Genomic DNA, 16,608 nt, shown 5'->3' with positions numbered 1-16,608 from the left:
TTGATTTATTTAGTGCACACAACTTGGTTGTGATATTTTAAATTTATTGCTTTATAATTTTGAATGGTTTTATCATCAAATGCTTTATTATAAAACGCTTTTAACTTTTTAAACTTTATATCAACTTCGGTTAAATTTCCGAAATCAATTTTATAATCTCCACTTCTTACGGCGAATTGGTATTCATTAACGTCAGATTTATCAATTCCAACGATCTCTTTTTGCAAAAAATTGTCTTTTAAAATAAAAGAAACTAAGGGCAATATCTCTTTGATTTGTGCATCATTTTGTATTCCTGAAATCAACAAAACTCTTGCAGAATAATTAGCCGACAAAGGCACTTTTACTCCTTGTTTATCAATATAATAAGAATCATTTTTTTCGATAATTCTTGCTACTGGTGTACGCTGTTTAATGATTGTTTTTAATTGACCATCTACCGTTAAAAAAACAGCTGCACTTTCTACATAAGGGTTTTTTAAAACCCTATTTTCTAAACCGTATAAATTTACCTTAGATTTTGCTTTGTTTTTAATAGTTTCTTCATTTTGTATTAACAATTTGTTAACCATTGAATGTGTCAAAAAATTATTATCTCCTTGACTAAATTCTATCACTGGTTCGCCAATTTTTTTTTGTAGATTTCTTGCGGATGAAAAACTATACAAAAACCCTAAACCAATTACTATCACTACAAATAACAAGTATTTTAAAAACTTTTTAAACTCCATTTTGTTCCGGTTTTAAAAGTTGATTTGTTACCTCATTTATAAGCACTCCAATATCACCAGCGCCTAACATTGCCACTACTTTTGCTGATGAATTTTTAATATCTTTTATTAAATTATTTTTTTGTGTCAATTTTTTATGTCTGTTATCAATCTTACTCAATAACCAATCAGAATCCACTCCTTCAATTGGTAATTCTCTTGCAGGATAAATATCTAACAACAAGACTTCATCAAATTTTGAAAGTGCAGCAGCAAAATCATCAATAAAATCTCTAGTTCTAGAAAATAAATGTGGCTGAAAAACAACCAACACTTTTTCATTAGGATACATTTCTCTAATTGAATTTTCTACCGCATTTATTTCTGTTGGATGATGTGCATAATCGTCTATCAATACAAAATCGCCTGTTTTTATTTTATATGAAAACCTACGTTTTACTCCTTTAAAAGTTGACAAACGTTGTTTTATGTTTTCTAACGAAACGCCATAAGTCTCAGCCATTGCTAAAGCTGCCAAAGCGTTCATTACATTGTGTTTTCCTGGCAAATGGAATTCAATATTTTCTATAATTCCTGAGGGTGTTTGCACGTCAAAAATATATTTTCCGCTTTCGATTTTCACATTAAACGCTTTATAATCTGCATCTTCGTTTACAGCATAGGTTAATCCTTTTAAAGGCAATCCTTTTGCAATAATTAAAGTATCAGAAACTTTTTTAGAAAAATCTAAAAAAGTTTTTTCTAGTTCTTTTGCATCACCATAAATATCTAAATGATCTGCATCCATAGAAGTTATGCATGCAATATTAGGACTCAATTGCATAAACGATCTATCAAACTCATCTGCTTCTACTACAGAAATTTTATCATCACCTAAAATTAAATTGGAATTATAATTTTCTGCAATTCCGCCTAAAAAAGAAGTCGCTTTTTCTTGCTGCATAATATGACCCAAAATAGAAGAAGTTGTCGTTTTTCCGTGAGTCCCTGCAACGGCTAAACAAAAAGTACTTGCTGTTATTTTTCCTAAAATTTCTGCTCTTTTTAAAACAGTAAAGTTATTATCTAAAAAGTAATTAAGCTCTGTATGATTTTTAGGAATTGCCGGTGTATACACAACCAAAGTTTCATCTGCATTTAAAAAGGAGTCTGAAATAAGTTTCACATTATCTTCAAAATGAATTTCAACACCCAACGCCTCTAAATCATCAGTTACCTGAGAAGGAGTTTTATCATAACCAGCCACAAGTTTACCATTGGTTGCAAAATAACGAGCTATTGCGCTCATTCCGATGCCTCCAATGCCTACGAAATAAATGTTATGTATATTTTTTAAATTCACCTTTTTAATAATTTTTCAATTTCATTAACAATCGCTGTTGTTGCGCCTGGTAATGCTAATTCTTTTATGTTTTCTGATAAACCTTCTTGCTTACCTCTGTCTTTTAAAAGGGTTTCAAATACAATAGGAAAAGTCTCTAACTCACTTTCATGTAATAGTATAGCACCATGTTTGTCTGCAATCGATTTTGCATTTTTTGTTTGATGATCTTCTGCCACATTTGGAGACGGAATAAAAACAACCGGCTTACCAACAATACATAATTCTGATACAGAGCTTGCACCTGCTCTAGAAATAATAACATCTGCAGCTGCATATGCTAAATCCATTCTATTTACAAATTCATAAACTTGCACGTTTTCTAATTCGGTATACTTTTTATATTCATCAAAATAAAGTTTACCACATTGCCAAATAATTTGAACTTTTTGCTTTTTAAAAAAGTCTAAATTAGCTTCTATTAATTGATTTATTTTTCTTGCACCTAAGCTTCCGCCCAAAACCAAAATTGTTTTTTTTGTTTTCTCTAAATTAAAAAACTCACTTCCTTCTTTTTCTTTAGAATGAATCGTTAACAAATCTTGACGAACAGGATTGCCTGTTTTTATTATTTTATCTGATGGAAAAAAACGTTCTAAATGATCGTATGCAACACAAATTTTGTTTGCTTTTTTACTCAGCATTTTATTTGTAATACCTGGAAAAGAATTCTGCTCTTGTATTAAAGTAGGAATTCGTTTTCTGTTTGCCATTATTAATGTTGGACCACTTGCAAAACCCCCTGTACCAATTGCTACATCTGGCTTAAATTGTTTAATTATTTTATTTGCATTCCATAAACTACTAATGAGTTTAAAAGGAAAAGACAAATTATCAATTGTTAATTTTCTTTGAATCCCAGAAATCCATAAGCCTTTTATATCATATCCCGCATGCGGAACTTTCTCCATTTCCATTCTATCTTTTGCTCCTACAAATAAAATGTTTGCATCTGGATACCGAACTTTAATTTCATTAGCAATTGCTATTGCAGGATAAATATGGCCGCCTGTTCCGCCTCCAGAAATAAGTATATTATATGGTTTCATGTAATATATTTAAAGGATTATCATCTAAAATATCTTCTTCTGTTTCTTCTTTTGATGCGCTTACACTTAAAATCATTCCTAGCGCAAAACAGGTCATCCAAATAGAAGTACCTCCACTACTAATTAGTGGTAAAGTTTGCCCAGTTACTGGAAATAAATTGGTTGCCACTGCCATGTTTATAGTTGCTTGAAATATAATTGGGCAACCAACTCCTACGACTAGTAAAGTTCCAAAAATGGTGGTTGTTTTTCTAATGACCACAAACATTCTAAAAAATAATAAAAAATAAATAGAAACAATTAAAAAACCTCCAGCCAAGCCATATTCTTCTATAATAATCGCAAAAATAAAATCTGATGTAGATTGCGGTAAAAAGTTTTTTTGAACACTTTTACCTGGACCAACACCAATTGGACCTCCTGTTGCAATTGCAATTTTAGCTTTTTCTACTTGATACGCTTCCTTTTCATCCGGATTAGAGAAATTTTCAATTCTATTTTTCCATGTTTGTACTCTATTTGGCATTGCATCTGGAAAAGCCTTTGCGACTAACACAAAAAAGGTTAACGCAACAAGGCCAGCACCAATAATAAATGCAATGTATTTAATTGGATAACCACCTATAAATGTTACCACTAATATCATCACAAATATAATAGCAGTTGTAGAAAAGTTTGCTGGTAAAATTAGTATCAAAACTGCGGCAACTGGTAACCATAGTTGAAATAGACTTTCTTTAAATTTAATTTCTTTTTCTTTATTTCTAGATAAATATCTTGCCACATAAACCATTAATACCAAACCTGCCAATGTTGATGTTTGAAAACCAATACCAACAAAAGGAATGTTAATCCATCTACTTGCATTTGCTCCGCCAATAGTTGTTCCTTGTGTTAGCGTAAAAATCAACAAAATAATTACTATGGGCATCATAATTACAGATCCTCCAGAAAAATATCTATACGGGATTTTATGAACGCCATAAATAATACCAAAACCCATAATTAATAAAACCATATGTTTTACTAAATAGCCTAATGTAGAACCAGAACCAACAAGATACACCAAGTTTGTGCTTGCGCTATACACAGGCATAAATGACAATATTGCCAAGACCGCAAAAATTGCCCAAATGGTTTTATCTCCTTTTATATGTTTAAAAATGGTTTTCATTTTTGCTTTCTGGATACTTAAATTTTTGAATTATTTACTAAATTAATTTTTTATTTAACTTTAATTAAACCACCTAAAGATTTCTAACTGCTTCTTTAAATTGACGACCTCTATCTTCGTAATTATCAAACAAATCGAAACTTGCACATGCAGGAGACAATAAAACAACATCACCTCTTTCTGCTAATTTATGAGAGACTTTTACAGCTTCTTCTGCCCCAGCAGTTTCAACAATAATATCAACTACGTTACCAAAAGTATTTTTAATCTTATCATTATCAAGACCTAAACATACTATTGCTTTTACTTTCTCTCTAACTAAAGCCAATAAATCGTTGTAATCATTTCCTTTATCTACACCACCAACAATCCAAACCGTAGGCTTATCCATACATTCTAAAGCATAAAAAGTTGCATTTACGTTTGTAGCTTTAGAATCATTAATATATTCTACATCTCTAATTTTCGCAACATTTTCTAAACGATGTTCTGCTCCTTCAAAATCTTCCAAACTTTCCATGATGGTTTGTTTACGAACTTTTAATAATTGAGCAGCCATTGTTGCGGCCATTGCATTTTTTGTATTGTGTTTTCCTTTGATTGATAATGCTGATATTGGCATGTGAATGATATCTTTAGTAATATTGATAATTATGTTATTGTCTTTGATATACGCTCCGTATTCTAACTGTTTTTCCAGCGAAAACGGAACTAATTTTGCGCGTGTTTTATTAACTTTTAACCAATTATTTATGGCTTCATCATCTGCGTCGTAAATTAAATAATCTGATGTTGTTTGATTTTTTGTAATTCTAAATTTTGATGCTATGTATTTATTAAAATCATACTCGTATCTGTCTAAATGATCTGGCGTTATATTGGTTAAAATTGCAATGTGGCTATTAAAATTTTCAATACCGTCTAACTGAAAACTGCTTAGTTCTAATACATAATTTTTATACTGATTTTCTGCTACTTGTTGTGCAAAACTGTCTCCAATATTACCTGCAACTCCAACATTTAAACCTGCTTTTTTTAAAATGTGATGTACTAATAGTGTTGTTGTTGTTTTACCATTTGAACCTGTAATACCAATAATTTTTGCATCTGTAAATTGTGCTGCAAATTCAATTTCTGAAATAACCGGAATTCCTTTTTCTCTCAATTTTTTCACCAACTCCACTTTATCTGGAATTCCAGGACTTTTCATCACAACATCAGCATTTAATATTTTGCTTTCTGTATGTTGATTTTCCTCAAAATCGATTTCATTATTTAAAAGAACTTCTTTATATTTTTTTGAAACACTACCTTTATCAGAAACAAAAATTTTATAGCCTTTTTGTTTTCCTAAAATTGCAGTTCCTACACCACTTTCTCCTCCACCAAGAATTACAAGTCTTTTCATTTACCTTAATTTTAGCGTTACAATGGTGAACACTGCTAATAAAATTCCAATAATCCAAAAACGGACTACAATTTTACTTTCATGGTAACTCTTTTTTTGAAAATGATGATGTAAAGGCGCCATTTTAAAGATTCGTCTACCTTCGCCATATTTCTTTTTGGTGTATTTAAACCAAGAAACTTGCATGATTACTGATAAATTTTCTATTACAAATATTCCTGCTAAAATTGGTAACAATAATTCTTTACGTATAGAAATTGCAATCACAGCTATAATTCCGCCAATTGTTAAACTTCCTGTATCGCCCATAAAAACTTGAGCTGGATACGTATTGTACCACAAAAAACCAATTAATGCTCCTGCAAATGCCAGAATAAAAACTGTCATTTCACCAGAATTAGGAATGTACATTACATCTAAATAATCAGCAAAAATAATATTACCAGAAACCCATGCAAAAACAGCCAATGTAATAACAATAATTGCCGACGAACCTGCCGCTAAACCGTCAATACCATCTGTTAAATTTGCTCCGTTAGACACTCCTGTTACAATAAAAACAGTAACAAAAATGAAAAATATCCATCCATATTTCTCAAAACCTTCTCCTAAAAAATTAAAAGCTTTAGCGTAATCTAATTCGTTGTCTTTAAAAAAAGGTACCGTAGTTTTTGTTGATTTATGAGCTTCGCCGTACACTGTTTTTCTACCATCCGCTTGCGTTATTTGCTCATTTAAAGGCAATTGCTCTTTAATAGTTACTCCGTCATTAAAGTACAACATAGAACCTACAATGATTCCTAAACCCACTTGACCTAATACTTTAAACTTACCACTTAAACCGTCTTTATCTTTTTTAAATACTTTAATATAGTCATCTAAAAAACCAATAAACCCCATCCAAACAGTAGTAATTAAAAGGATTACAATATAAATATTGTCTAGTTTTGCTAATAAAATTACCGGAATTAGAGTTGCTAAAATGATGATAATTCCACCCATTGTTGGAGTACCTGTTTTCTGCTTTTGACCATCTAACCCTAAATCTCTTACAGTTTCACCAACTTGCTGATTTTGTAAAAAAATAATAATTCTTCTACCATAAATTGCGGATATCAACAAAGACAAAATAAAAGCTGCTGCGGCTCTAAATGTGATATATTGAAACACTCCTGCTCCAGGTATATGAAATTGACTATCTAAATATTCGAATATATAATACAGCATTCTTACTTATTTTTTTAGTTGATTAAAACAGTTTGTTACTTCTTCTAAATCATCAAAATGAGTACGAACTCCGTTTATTTCTTGATAATTTTCGTGTCCTTTTCCGGCAATCAATATAATATCTCCTGTTTTAGCCATTTTACAAGCGGTTTTTATTGCCTGTTTTCTATCTAAAACCGTTAATGTTTTTCTATAATTTTCTGCAGAAACACCAACTTCCATTTCATCTAAAATGGTTTGTGCATTTTCTGTTCTTGGATTGTCCGAAGTAAAAATTGCTTGATTGCTTAATTGAGCAGCAATGTGCGCCATTTTTGGTCTTTTCGTTTTATCTCTATCGCCACCGCAACCCACAACGGTAATTACTTTTTCGTTACCTGTTCTAATATCATTTATGGTTTCTAACACATTTTTTAAAGCATCTGGCGTATGCGCATAATCAATGATTGCTGTAATTCCGTCATCAGAGATTATATATTGAAAACGACCACTTACACTTTCTAACTGACTTACAATTGTTAAAATTTCTAGTTTTTCTAGACCTAACAATTCTGCTGTAGCAATAATTGCTGTTAAATTGTAAATATTAAAAACGCCAATTAATTTTGTCCAAACCTCGGTTCCATCCACAGAAATTAAAGTTCCTGATAGTTGCTTTTCTAAAATCTTAGTTTTAAAATCTGCTACGGTTTTTAAAGCATAGGTTTTCTTTCTTGCTTTTGTGTTTTGCAACATAAAGTCGCCGTTTTTATCATCGATATTTGTTAGAGCAAATGCTGTTTTTGGTAAAAAATCAAAAAATGCTTTTTTTACATTTCTGTATTCTGCAAATGTGTCGTGATAATCTAAATGATCGTGCGATAGGTTTGTAAAAATTCCACCAGCAAATGTTAATCCTTCTGTTCTTTTCTGATGAATTCCATGAGAACTCACTTCCATAAAACAATATTCAACGCCCGCCTCTAACATCATGTCTAAATACATATTGATAGTTACAGAATCTGGCGTTGTGTGTGTTGCTTTAAATTCGGTTTCATCAACCAAAATTTTAACTGTAGAAAGTAATCCAACTTTATAACCCGCTTTATGAAACAACTGGTATAAAAGTGATGCAATTGTAGTTTTACCGTTTGTACCTGTAACGCCAACAACCGCAAATTTTGTGGAAGGATTTTCGTAAAAATTAGAAGCCATAATTGCCAGAGCTACATTAGCATCTTCAACCTTAACATAGGTAATTCCTTGTTTTTTATCCAAAGGAAAATCTTCACAAATAATTGCAATTGCACCTAAGGAAATTGCTTTCTCAATATATAGATGACCATTAACTGAAACTCCTTTTTGAGCAACAAAAACATCGTTCTTTTCAATTTTTCTAGAATCGAAAACAAGCTGATGTACATCAACATCTGTGTTACCAAATACTTGATGAATTGAAACCTTATATAATATGTCTTTTAAGTTCTTCAACTTACGAAAGTTTTAAAATAATGGTTGTTCCTTTTACTAATTTTTCTCCTTTTTTTATAGACTGATAATTGACTTTACCAACTCCAGAGAATTTTACTTTTAATCCTATATTTTCTAATAAAGAAATTGCATCCATACCAGACATACCTTCTACATCTGGTACGTTTGTATACTCTTTAACGATAGCTTTGTTGTATGCTTTGTATTGGGTATCTATAGAAGCAAACTCAACTTTATCTTCTACCGTTTGGTTATCTATAGGTGTTGTTGTGTATATTTTTTGAGCAATTTCTTTAAAGATTGGTGCAGCCACAGAGTTTCCATAATACCCAGTATCTTTATTAGGGTTATGCACTACCACAATGCACGAATATTTTGGCTCATCTGCAGGAAAAAAACCAACAAAAGAAGCTACGTAATTTTTGGTTGAATAATAACCGCCTTCCCATTCGCCTTTGTCATTTTTAATTCTTGGCATGTATTTTTTTGCAGTTCCTGTTTTACCTGCCATCGAAAAATTAGGAGAATAAATGTTTGCCGCAGTACCTCTTACAACTACATTTTCCATTACTTTTCTAAGCTTCCTCAACGTTTCATCCGAAGCAATTTTAGGGTTTATAACTTCTGTTTCAAAAATTTTCTCTGTTTTATCATGTCTTCTTAATTCTTTTACAAAACGAGGTTTTACCATGATGCCGTTGTTAGCAACCGCATTATAAAACGTTAATATTTGCATCGGTGTAACAGAAATTCCATAACCCCAAGACATCCATTCTAATGAAATTTTGCTCCAATTTTTATCTTTAGGATTTGGCACATAAGGTACTCCTTCTCCTTTTATTTGAAAACCGATTGGTTTTGTGAATCCGTATTTTTCAATTTTATCATAAAATTTTTGAGGATCATCATCATAATGCTCTTTAATTATTTTTACAATACCAACATTAGACGAAACTTCAAAAACTCTTGCTGCAGAAATTTTACCATAACCGCCTCTGTGAGAATCTTCAACTTTTCTATTGTTAACATAAAAAATTCCTTTTTCTGTATCGATAACTGTAGATGTATCTATTACTTTATCATCTAAAGCAGCCATTAAACTCGCTAGCTTAAAGGTAGAACCAGGTTCATGACTTTCCCAAACCGCATAATTTCTTTTTTCAAAATACTTACCGTTTGATGATTTTCCTAAATTAGAAATTGCTCTAATTTCGCCAGTTGCAGTTTCCATAACTACCGCACAACCATGATCCGCCTCATAATATTCTAACTGACTTAGTAAAGCATGGTGCGTAATATCCTGAATATTTACATCTATAGTTGTAATAATATCATGACCATCAATTGGCTCTTTTTCATTTACATCAGAGATTGGTTTCCATTGATTTTTTGCAAACTTCTGTTTCCAACGTAAACCGTTTTCTCCTTGCATAAAATCTGCAAAAGCACCCTCAATACCAGCTTCTCCTCTAAAATCGTCATAACCAATGGTGCGTTCTGCAATTTTACCAATAGGATGCGCACGCACTGTTTTATGTTCTGCAATAAAACCACCACCATAAACCCCTAAATTAAAAATAGGAAATTCTCTAACCTTTAAATAATCGCTATAACCAACATTTCTAGCAATTAATAAATACCTGTTTTTTCTTTTCTTTGCAGTTCTTAATTTATTTTGATAATGAGAAACAGGCTTTCCAAACATTTTAGAAAGCTCTTTAGATAGCCCAACTAAATTTTTTTCAAACACATTTCCGTCTACCGCAACAACATCCATTCTTATGGTAAATTTAGACATTGATGTAGCTAGTAAATTACCATCCGCAGCGTATACATTTCCTTTATTAGCACGAATTGTATCTTGCCTAATCGTTAATTCTGTAGAAAGTTTTTTGTATTTTTCTCCTTGAACGTACTGTATATTGATTACCCTAAAAATTACGGCAAACAAAAAAAGCGTCATAAAAGCAGCTACTATGTAGAATTTGGTAAGTATGCTTTTTTTGTGAGTTGCCAATTTATTAGTCTTTATACGTTACTTTTATTTTTTTTGGAGGTGTTTCTGAAGGCTTTAATCCTCTTGCCTTTGCTTTTTCTCGTATGCTAGATTCCATTTTCATTCGCATTAAAATGGTACCTGTATCTACATATTCTGCTCTTAATTCTCTTGCTCTTTTATTTAATTCTGATATTTTAATAACCTTTTTATCAGCACTGTGTCCGCTAGAAATAATGATTAATAAAAGCGTTACAACAAAAATTAGTATTCGCCAGTTTTGAAAAGCAGAATCATCGGTTAGGAAACTTCCCCTTAAAAAATCATAAATACCTTTTTTTACTTTAGACATATAATAGCTTTAGGCTTTGAGCTTTAGACTTTAGGCTTAACTCCTAACGCTTATTGCTTGTTGCTTTTTAATGTTGCAATTCTTAATTTTGCACTTCTAGATCGGTTGTTTATTTTTATTTCTTCGGATGAAGGAACAATCAACTTTCCTACTTTCTTTAAAGGCTCGTCTGTATTCCCAAAAACATCTTTCTCAAGTTCGCCACTAAACAAACCAGAACTTATAAATCTTTTTACCAGTCTATCTTCTAAAGAGTGATAAGAAATTACACTTAACCTACCTTCATCTTTTAATAAATTAGGCATCTGAGTTAAAAATTCTTTTAAAGCTTCTAACTCTTCATTTACCTCAATTCGAACGGCTTGAAAAATTTGTGCTAAAATTTTATGCTCTTTTGCGTTTGGTAAATATTTTTTTAAGACACTTTTTAGCTGAAAACTTGTCTCGATTTTTTCTTTTGCCCTCTCTTCCACTATCGTCTTTGCAATATTTCTTGAGTTTCTTAACTCTCCATATTGAAACAATATTTCCGCTAATTTTTCTTCTGAATACGTGTTGATCACTTCTTTTGCTGATGTTTTAGACTTCTGATTCATTCTCATATCTAAATCACCATCAAAACGCGTAGAAAAACCCCTTTCTGCTTCATCAAATTGATGAGAAGAAACGCCTAAATCTGCCAAAACACCATCTACTTTTCGAACTCCGTTAAATCTTAAAAATCTAGAAATGTATCTAAAGTTCTCTGGAATTAAAACAAAACGCTCATCCTCAATAATATTTACTAAAGCATCTGGATCTTGATCAAATGCAAACAATTTTCCTTTACTTCCTAATCTTTTCAATATTTCTCTTGAATGACCTCCGCCACCAAAAGTAACATCCACATAAACGCCACCTTCTTTAATAGCCAAGGCATCTACACTTTGTTGCAATAAAACTGGATTATGATACTTCATCTTCTTCTGTATTTCCCATTACTTCTTCAGCCAAATCTGCAAAATCGACCGTTGCATCATCAATTGCCTTTTCATATTTACCCTTATCCCAAATCTCAATAATATTTACTGATGAAGACAGGACAACTTGCTTTTCAATTCCGGCAAAATCCATTAGATTTTTAGGAATTAAAATTCTACCAGTAGCATCAATATCAACAAGTTGAACACCTGCTGTAAACCTTCTGATAAAATCATTATTCTTTTTCTTAAACTTATTTAGTTTATTAATCTTCTCCATCATCAAGTTCCATTCTTGCATTGGATACAACTCTAAACAAGGCTGAAAAACAGCTCTCTTTACCACAAAACCATCTTGTAACACAGAAGACAATTGCTTTTTGAAAGTTGATGAAATCATCACCCTTCCTTTAGCATCTGCCCTACATTCATATGTACCAATTAGGTTTATCACAAAAAACTGTTTTATAGATATCAAAAATATATAAAAATTACCACTTTTTACCACATTTTACCACATTGTTAATAAGTATTAGCGATTCCGCTTATTTATACAGCTTCTAAAATTGTTAAAAACTAAGACCTGCTTATTTAGAAATGGATTTCTATGTTATAAAAAAGAACTACATTTGCGATTAGTGAAAATCAAAAAAAAAACAATGATTGATACGTTAAAAACTGAAGGTAAGTTTACATATGCAGAAGCTGGAGAGGGTCCTGCAATCATTGTTTTACATGGATTAATGGGTACTTTAAGTAATTTTGGAGGCACATTTGATCACTTTTCTAAAAATGGTTACACAGTTTTAATACCTGAATTACCCTTGTATTCTCTACCTCTTTTAGATACAAATGTTAAAAACTTAGCAAAGTTTTTAAAAGAATTTTTAGAGCATAAAAAATTAGACAAAGTAATTTTGCTAGGTAACTCTTTAGGAGGTCACATAGGTTTATATTTTACAAAACACTACCAAGAAAAAGTAACTGCATTAGTACTTACAGGAAGTTCTGGTTTGTATGAAAAAGCAATGGGCGACAGTTTTCCTAAAAGAGGAAACTATGAATACATAGAACAAAAAACCAAAGCTGTTTTTTATGATCCTGCAATAGGAACCAAAGAAATGGTAGACGATGTGTATAAAATTGTAAACGACAGAAGTTCTGTTATTAGAACTTTAGCCATTGCAAAAAGCGCTATTAGACACAATATGGCAGCCGATTTACCTAAAATGGATCAACCAACTTGTATTATTTGGGGAAGACAAGATACAGTTACACCACCTGAAGTTGCCGAAGATTTTCAAAAATTATTACCAAATTCAGATTTATTTTGGATTGATAAGTGTGGGCACGCAGCAATGATGGAACAACCAGAAGAATTTAATGCAATTCTTCATAAATGGTTTTTATCTAGAAATATATAATCATTCTCTGAAAACATTTTAAATAAACTTGCTATTATGAAAATAAGATCTGCAGACTTTGTGATGAGCAATAGCAACGTTATCAATGCTCCTAAAGAAAGATTACCAGAATACGCCTTTATAGGGCGATCAAATGTTGGTAAATCTTCTTTAATTAATATGTTAATGGAGCGTAAGGATTTAGCCAAAATCTCTGGAAAACCCGGTAAAACCCAACTTATTAATCATTTTAAAATAAATGAAGAATGGTTTTTGGTAGATTTACCTGGTTATGGTTACGCTCAAATTTCAAAAAAGAAAAGAACTATTTTTCAGTTTTTTATAGAAAACTATTTTAAAGAAAGAGAACAATTAGTTTGCACCTTTGTTTTGATTGATAGCAGACACGATCCTCAAAAAATTGATATTGAATTCATGCAGTTTTTAGGAGAAAATCAAATTCCTTTTTGTCTTGTTTTTACAAAAGCAGATAAACTTGGTAGTTCTAAATTAAACAAACAAATTACTGCTTACAAAAAAATATTACTAGATTCTTGGGAAACGTTACCAATGACTTTTTTAACCTCATCTTCTACTGGTTTAGGACGTAAAGAGTTTTTAGATTTTATTGGTAGCGTAAATGAAGATGTTGCAAAAGATTTTAAATAATCGACAATGCATTCTAACAAAGACAACTTACAAATTTTATTTGAAGACAATCATATCATTATTGTTAACAAACGTTCTGGCGATATTACCCAAGGCGATAAAACTGGCGATAAACCTTTAAGTGATGTTGTTAAAGAATATATCAAAGAGAAATACAACAAAGCTGGCAACGTATTTTTAGGTGTTGTTCATCGTTTAGATAGACCAACTTCTGGGGTTATTATTTTTGCGAGAACGTCCAAATCTTTAGAGCGATTAAACAAAATGTTGCGCGATAAAAACATTAGTAAAACGTATTGGGCAATTGTAAAAGACCATCCGAAGAAAGAAAAAGATACGTTAATTAATTACCTAAAGAAGAATCCAAAAAACAATAAATCTTCTGTGTATCCTAAAGAAATTACAGATTCTAAAAAAGCCATTTTACATTACCAGCTTCTTAAAAAATTAGACAATTATTCTTTGTTAGAAATTGATTTAGAAACGGGCAGACATCATCAAATTAGAGCGCAATTAGCATCTATAGGTTTCCCAATAAAAGGCGATTTAAAATACGGTTTTAATAGAAGTAATAAAGATGGAAGTATTCATTTACATGCCAGAAAAATCGTGTTTATACACCCAGTTACTAAAGACGAAGTTTCTGTAATTGCACCTACACCAGATGAAGTAATTTGGAACGCTTGCTAGATATTCTTATATTTAGAGAATAATTACTTTTTAAATAATGAAAGCACTAAAATACTTTTCGGTATTAATCATCCCTTTTTTAGTGTATATTTCTTTTACCAGCAAAGGTTCGCTCACTTTTCTACCTGCCTTTTTTATATTCGGATTTGTGCCTTTGTTAGAGTTTTTTATCAAACCAAATAAAGAAAACTTTAGTAAGGATCAAGAGAAAGCCGCAAAAGAAAACAAATTTTACACCTACCTTTTATATATTACTTTACCCATTCAGTTAATTTTTCTGATGTTCTTTTTTAATGCAATACAGGAAATTAATTTAACGAATTCAGAAATTTTTGGACGTATTTTCTCAATGGGAATTATGTGCGGAATTTTAGGCATTAATGTAGGTCACGAACTCGGACATAGAAAAAGTAGATTAGATCAATTTATTGGTGAGTTTTTATTGCTTACTTCTTTAGACACGCACTTTTTACCGTATCATAATGGCGGTCATCATTTTAATGTGGCAACACCCAACGATGCTGCAACTGCTAGAAAAAACGAACTTTTATATACTTTTTGGATTCGCTCTCATTTCTCCAGTTACCTGCAAGCTTGGAAACTAGAAAACAAAAGAATGAATGAAAATAGTAGAAGTTGGTTTCACTTTCAAAACAGAATGCTTGTTTACACCTTTTGCAATTTGCTGTTTTTAAGTCTGATTTTCTTTTTCTTCGGAAAAACAGTGCTCATTTATTTTATAATTGCAGCTATTATTGGCATTACTTTATTAGAAACCGTAAATTATATAGAACATTATGGTTTGCTTAGAAAAAAGAACGATCAAGAACGTTATGAGCGTGTAAAACGCAATCATTCTTGGAACTCAGACCATCAAGTTGGGCAAGTTTTACTATTCAATTTATCGCGTCATTCAGATCATCATTATAACGGATCTAAACACTATCAACTTTTAAAAACAGACCCAGAAAGTCCGCAAATGCCAACCGGTTACCCAGGAATGATGTTACTTTCATTTTTTCCTCCTTTATGGTTTTTGGTGATGAATAAGAGTCTAAAAAAAATATCATAATCCATTTATGTTGCCAAAAAAAACAGTTTCAGAAGCAATACATTATAGACGTTCCGTGAGAGTTTATGATGCAGAAAAACCAATAGATAAAAGCATTGTAAAAAAATGCATTGAGCTAGCTACCTTAGCGCCAAACAGCAGTAACATGCAGTTGTGGGAATTTTATCATATTACTTCAAAAGATATTATTGCTCAAATAGCACCTTTTTGCTTTAATCAAAATGCAGCAAGAACAGCGCAGCAACTAGTTATTTTTGTTTCGAGAAAAGATTTATGGAAAAAAAGAGCCAAAGCGAATTTAAGTTTTTTAGACACTACTTTTGGCGCAAATAACCCTAAAGAGAAACAAAGCAGTAGAGAAAAAGTAGCAAGAAATTATTACGGAAAAATCATTCCTTTTGCATATGCAGATTTCTTTGGAGTATTGGGGTTATTTAAATATTTATTGATTCTTGTTATCGGACTTTTTAAACCCATTTATAGACAAGTTAGACACAGCGATATGCGAATTGTTGCTCATAAAACTTGTGGTCTGGCTGCTGAGAACTTTATGCTTTCTATGGCTGCAGAAGGCTATGATACTTGCCCAATGGAAGGTTCTGATACCTGGCGTGTAAAAAACTTATTAGGTTTGCCTTTTGGATGCGAAATAAATATGATAGTTTCTTGCGGAATTAGAAAACCAGAAGGAGTTTACGGCGAGCGTTTTAGAATTCCGTTTGAAGAAGTTTATAAAGAGGTTTAAAATTAAAGATATTTACAAAAAAAATTATGAGAAAAATTAAAAAAGTATCAATGCTATTTGTTCTATTATTTCAATTAACTATAAATGCCCAAGAAAATTTTGAAGGTATTTTAAAGTTTAAAATTGAATTTCAGGACAAAACTGGCGAGATGACCGATGAGCAATCTAAACAGTTTGTTGGAAATAAGCAAACGTATTACATAAAAGGAAAAAAATATAAATCAGAATTAAATGGGATGCTAAAAATGACTACATACCATGAAGGAAAAGACACATACGTGG

General features: G+C 31.4%; 17 protein-coding genes. 6 read left to right on the top strand and 11 right to left on the bottom strand.

The features are described 5' to 3' along the window. Positions 1 to 5: 5 nt before the first annotated feature. The 11 genes from BTO16_RS16395 to mraZ all read right to left on the bottom strand — a co-directional run bounded on the left by BTO16_RS16395 (position 6) and on the right by mraZ (position 12,201). On the bottom strand, positions 6 to 731 hold the full coding sequence (locus tag BTO16_RS16395) for a cell division protein FtsQ/DivIB (protein ID WP_105022723.1): 726 nt from the start codon (positions 729 to 731) through the stop codon (positions 6 to 8). Next, positions 721 to 2,073, bottom strand: a complete 1,353-nt coding sequence (murC, locus tag BTO16_RS16390) for a UDP-N-acetylmuramate--L-alanine ligase (RefSeq protein ID WP_105022722.1) — start codon at positions 2,071 to 2,073, stop codon at positions 721 to 723. The genes BTO16_RS16395 and murC overlap by 11 nt, the downstream gene beginning before the upstream one ends. Beyond that, a complete protein-coding gene (gene murG / locus BTO16_RS16385) occupies positions 2,070 to 3,161 on the bottom strand; it encodes an undecaprenyldiphospho-muramoylpentapeptide beta-N-acetylglucosaminyltransferase (protein WP_105022721.1) in 1,092 nt (363 codons plus the stop codon). Before murG ends, murC begins: the two co-directional genes overlap by 4 nt. Further along, positions 3,148 to 4,335, bottom strand: a complete 1,188-nt coding sequence (locus BTO16_RS16380) for an FtsW/RodA/SpoVE family cell cycle protein (protein ID WP_105022720.1) — start codon at positions 4,333 to 4,335, stop codon at positions 3,148 to 3,150. Before BTO16_RS16380 ends, murG begins: the two co-directional genes overlap by 14 nt. 73 nt (positions 4,336 to 4,408) lie before the next feature. Next, a complete protein-coding gene (murD, locus tag BTO16_RS16375) occupies positions 4,409 to 5,743 on the bottom strand; it encodes a UDP-N-acetylmuramoyl-L-alanine--D-glutamate ligase (protein WP_105022719.1) in 1,335 nt (444 codons plus the stop codon). Further along, the gene (gene mraY / locus BTO16_RS16370) at positions 5,744 to 6,970 is read right to left on the bottom strand and encodes a phospho-N-acetylmuramoyl-pentapeptide-transferase (RefSeq protein ID WP_105022718.1); all 1,227 of its coding nucleotides are present in this window, start codon (positions 6,968 to 6,970) and stop codon (positions 5,744 to 5,746) included. It abuts the gene before it with no gap. A gap of 6 nt (positions 6,971 to 6,976) precedes the next feature. Next, on the bottom strand, positions 6,977 to 8,440 hold the full coding sequence (locus BTO16_RS16365) for a UDP-N-acetylmuramoyl-L-alanyl-D-glutamate--2,6-diaminopimelate ligase (RefSeq protein WP_105022717.1): 1,464 nt from the start codon (positions 8,438 to 8,440) through the stop codon (positions 6,977 to 6,979). Between the two features lies 1 nt (position 8,441). Continuing rightward, positions 8,442 to 10,403, bottom strand: a complete 1,962-nt coding sequence (locus BTO16_RS16360) for a penicillin-binding protein (RefSeq protein WP_105022716.1) — start codon at positions 10,401 to 10,403, stop codon at positions 8,442 to 8,444. Between the two features lie 58 nt (positions 10,404 to 10,461). Beyond that, positions 10,462 to 10,788, bottom strand: a complete 327-nt coding sequence (locus tag BTO16_RS16355; RefSeq protein WP_105022715.1) for an FtsL-like putative cell division protein — start codon at positions 10,786 to 10,788, stop codon at positions 10,462 to 10,464. Positions 10,789 to 10,838: 50 nt separating this feature from the next. Further along, positions 10,839 to 11,747: a 16S rRNA (cytosine(1402)-N(4))-methyltransferase RsmH gene (gene rsmH / locus BTO16_RS16350; RefSeq protein ID WP_105022714.1), complete on the bottom strand. Its 909-nt coding sequence runs from the start codon at positions 11,745 to 11,747 to the stop codon at positions 10,839 to 10,841. After that, positions 11,734 to 12,201: a division/cell wall cluster transcriptional repressor MraZ gene (gene mraZ / locus BTO16_RS16345; RefSeq protein ID WP_105022713.1), complete on the bottom strand. Its 468-nt coding sequence runs from the start codon at positions 12,199 to 12,201 to the stop codon at positions 11,734 to 11,736. Before mraZ ends, rsmH begins: the two co-directional genes overlap by 14 nt. Positions 12,202 to 12,406: 205 nt before the next feature. Here mraZ and BTO16_RS16340 point away from each other — a divergent pair, with 205 nt between their 5' ends. From BTO16_RS16340 to BTO16_RS16315, 6 genes are all read left to right on the top strand, one after another. Further along, the gene (locus tag BTO16_RS16340; protein ID WP_105022712.1) at positions 12,407 to 13,171 is read left to right on the top strand and encodes an alpha/beta fold hydrolase; all 765 of its coding nucleotides are present in this window, start codon (positions 12,407 to 12,409) and stop codon (positions 13,169 to 13,171) included. A gap of 36 nt (positions 13,172 to 13,207) precedes the next feature. Next, positions 13,208 to 13,819 (top strand): ribosome biogenesis GTP-binding protein YihA/YsxC, encoded by a 612-nt coding sequence (gene yihA, locus BTO16_RS16335; protein ID WP_105022711.1) that lies wholly within the window; start codon positions 13,208 to 13,210, stop codon positions 13,817 to 13,819. Positions 13,820 to 13,825: 6 nt separating this feature from the next. Next, positions 13,826 to 14,509: an RluA family pseudouridine synthase gene (locus BTO16_RS16330; protein ID WP_105022710.1), complete on the top strand. Its 684-nt coding sequence runs from the start codon at positions 13,826 to 13,828 to the stop codon at positions 14,507 to 14,509. Between the two features lie 37 nt (positions 14,510 to 14,546). Continuing rightward, complete coding sequence (locus BTO16_RS16325; protein WP_105022709.1) at positions 14,547 to 15,581, top strand: alkane 1-monooxygenase; 1,035 nt, start codon at positions 14,547 to 14,549, stop codon at positions 15,579 to 15,581. Between the two features lie 7 nt (positions 15,582 to 15,588). Continuing rightward, a complete protein-coding gene (locus tag BTO16_RS16320; RefSeq protein ID WP_105022708.1) occupies positions 15,589 to 16,326 on the top strand; it encodes a nitroreductase family protein in 738 nt (245 codons plus the stop codon). 26 nt (positions 16,327 to 16,352) lie between these two features. Beyond that, positions 16,353 to 16,608: hypothetical protein (locus BTO16_RS16315; RefSeq protein WP_170064482.1), on the top strand; the 256-nt coding region annotated here is incomplete at its 3' end.

The organism is Polaribacter glomeratus (genome assembly GCF_002954665.1).
In the GTDB taxonomy this organism is placed as follows: domain Bacteria; phylum Bacteroidota; class Bacteroidia; order Flavobacteriales; family Flavobacteriaceae; genus Polaribacter; species Polaribacter glomeratus.
This window is presented reverse-complemented; position numbering and strand designations above follow the sequence as displayed.

Coding starts and splice junctions, on each gene's coding strand:
- BTO16_RS16325 (WP_105022709.1), top strand. CDS start 14,547: ATGAAAGCACTAAAATACTTTTCGGTATTAATCATCCCTTTTTTAGTG.
- BTO16_RS16360 (WP_105022716.1), bottom strand. CDS start 10,403: ATGACGCTTTTTTTGTTTGCCGTAATTTTTAGGGTAATCAATATACAG.
- BTO16_RS16320 (WP_105022708.1), top strand. CDS start 15,589: ATGTTGCCAAAAAAAACAGTTTCAGAAGCAATACATTATAGACGTTCC.
- BTO16_RS16380 (WP_105022720.1), bottom strand. CDS start 4,335: ATGAAAACCATTTTTAAACATATAAAAGGAGATAAAACCATTTGGGCA.
- rsmH (WP_105022714.1), bottom strand. CDS start 11,747: ATGAAGTATCATAATCCAGTTTTATTGCAACAAAGTGTAGATGCCTTG.
- BTO16_RS16330 (WP_105022710.1), top strand. CDS start 13,826: ATGCATTCTAACAAAGACAACTTACAAATTTTATTTGAAGACAATCAT.
- BTO16_RS16395 (WP_105022723.1), bottom strand. CDS start 731: ATGGAGTTTAAAAAGTTTTTAAAATACTTGTTATTTGTAGTGATAGTA.
- BTO16_RS16355 (WP_105022715.1), bottom strand. CDS start 10,788: ATGTCTAAAGTAAAAAAAGGTATTTATGATTTTTTAAGGGGAAGTTTC.
- yihA (WP_105022711.1), top strand. CDS start 13,208: ATGAAAATAAGATCTGCAGACTTTGTGATGAGCAATAGCAACGTTATC.
- mraY (WP_105022718.1), bottom strand. CDS start 6,970: ATGCTGTATTATATATTCGAATATTTAGATAGTCAATTTCATATACCT.
- murG (WP_105022721.1), bottom strand. CDS start 3,161: ATGAAACCATATAATATACTTATTTCTGGAGGCGGAACAGGCGGCCAT.
- murD (WP_105022719.1), bottom strand. CDS start 5,743: ATGAAAAGACTTGTAATTCTTGGTGGAGGAGAAAGTGGTGTAGGAACT.
- BTO16_RS16340 (WP_105022712.1), top strand. CDS start 12,407: ATGATTGATACGTTAAAAACTGAAGGTAAGTTTACATATGCAGAAGCT.